The organism is Noviherbaspirillum album (assembly GCF_035916955.1).
GTDB classification, from domain to species: domain Bacteria; phylum Pseudomonadota; class Gammaproteobacteria; order Burkholderiales; family Burkholderiaceae_D; genus Noviherbaspirillum; species Noviherbaspirillum album.
On sequence record NZ_JAWIIV010000103.1, the window covers coordinates 1 to 1,667 of the forward strand.

General features: G+C 56.1%; 1 protein-coding gene and 1 pseudogene. Both read right to left on the minus strand.

The features are described from left to right. Window positions 1-33: 33 nt before the first annotated feature. Window positions 34-966: pseudogene (locus RY831_RS32860) on the minus strand (oxidoreductase). Then, window positions 855-1,166, minus strand: coding sequence for an oxidoreductase (locus RY831_RS32865; RefSeq protein WP_326510482.1), 312 nt, complete (start codon window positions 1,164-1,166; stop codon window positions 855-857). The pseudogene RY831_RS32860 and the gene RY831_RS32865 overlap by 112 nt, the downstream one beginning before the upstream one ends. Window positions 1,167-1,667 lie beyond the last annotated feature (501 nt).

The window sequence follows — 1,667 nt, forward strand, 5'->3', positions numbered from 1 at the left end:
TTCAAAACACCGCATCAGGTCTTTATGAGCCAGTTACAATCCCATTAATAAGCCGTTGCACTTCCGACTTGAATCCGCCATATGTGCAATCGGTTGCAGCAACGCAAAATCGAATTCATCTAAGGCTTCGCGATTCGCCGCCCGGTGTGGCCAATCGCGGTTGGCCAGCGCCGTCTTGCCTAGTGCAACGATATCAGCCTTGCCCCCAGCCAGCATGGCAATGGCCGCATCCGGGTCGCCCAGCTTCCCATTCGCCATCACCGGCAGGCTGCCATAGCGCTTGGCATAGCCGGCCAGGGTATCGCCATCGCTGTTGTTCGCCGTGAAAGCGGCGGCCTGAGCATTGTGCTCGGTGGTATGAATGAAATCAAGGCCAGCGGCTGCGATCCGGGAAAACGTAATTTGCGCGTCTTCCTGCCCGTTAGCCCATTTATGCACATAGTCATTGACCTTGCCTTGGGAAATGCGCATGCCCATAGGATACGACGCACCAACTGCCGCGCGCACCGCCTCTGCAACTTCCACGAGCAGTCGGATCCGGTTCTCGCTCGAACCACCCTACTGGTCGCGCCGTTGTTTGCCGTAGTCGGTAAGAAACTGGTCCAGTAGATACCCATTAGCACCATGGATCTCAACGCCATCGAAACCAGCTTGCTTGGTCCGCGCAGCGGCTGTGGCGAAGTCATGAATAACCTGTCCGATCTCTTCCATGGTGATCTCTCGCGGCATCGGATAGGGGCCTTCGCCGCGATAAAAAGCCAGATGTTCGCCTTTGGGCTGTATCGCCGAAGGACCGACCGCTCCGGGATTCCAGTGGTTGCCTTGGCTCAGGGCACCGGCATGCATTAACTGCATCACGATTTCGGCACCCGCTTCGTGGACGGCCTCCACCACTGGACGCCAGGCATCAGCCTGCTCGTCGTTGGCGATACCTGGCTGATGCCAGTAACCTTGGCTATAGGCCATATCATATCCGGGTACGTGCCTTCGGTAATCACGAGGCCGAACCCGCCAGCGGCGAAGCGCTGGTAATAGCGGACCATGTCATCGGTCGCATGACCGTCTTCTGTGGCGCTGACCCGGGTCATCGGTGCGACGGCAATACGGTTCTTCAACGAGAGCGTGCCGATGGTAAAGGGGGATAGCAAGGGAGCGTCGGGGGCCATGACTTATCCTTTCAGTCTAAGGCGGCAATCGGCCGCGTTCATGTGGTGGTTTGGTTGAGACGAACAACGGTGCGCTGGCTGCTGAGCACGGTGCAAGCTTTCGTTGGATCCGCCCATGAAACATTGATTGAAGCTGCCGCGCCGGGCCGGCGATGTCATGGCAATCCAGTCCGACATCGCGGCCACCGGAAACAATTGCCGGCCGAGACGCTATTTAGCCAACATCCGATTAGGTTGCACGGCTCTGCACGTAAAGAGATGTGTGATAAATCTTGGTATCGATCGTTCCATAACTTGGATAAGGGAACCCTTTCGGTCTCTTTCACCCAAACCACTAAATGGTTGGGTCTTGTCTGGTGACTTCAGACTGCTCCAGCCAGTAGATGTCCCTGTTTACGCTTAAAGCGATCGGTATCAAGGAGGGCGGATTCAAGTCGGAAGTGCAACGGCTTATTAATGGGATTGTAACTGGCTCATAAAGACCTGATGCGGTGTTTTGAA

Bases quoted from the DNA above. Each gene is read 5' to 3' on its own strand.
- RY831_RS32865 (WP_326510482.1), bottom strand. From the start codon at position 1,166: ATGGCCCCCGACGCTCCCTTGCTATCCCCCTTTACCATCGGCACGCTC.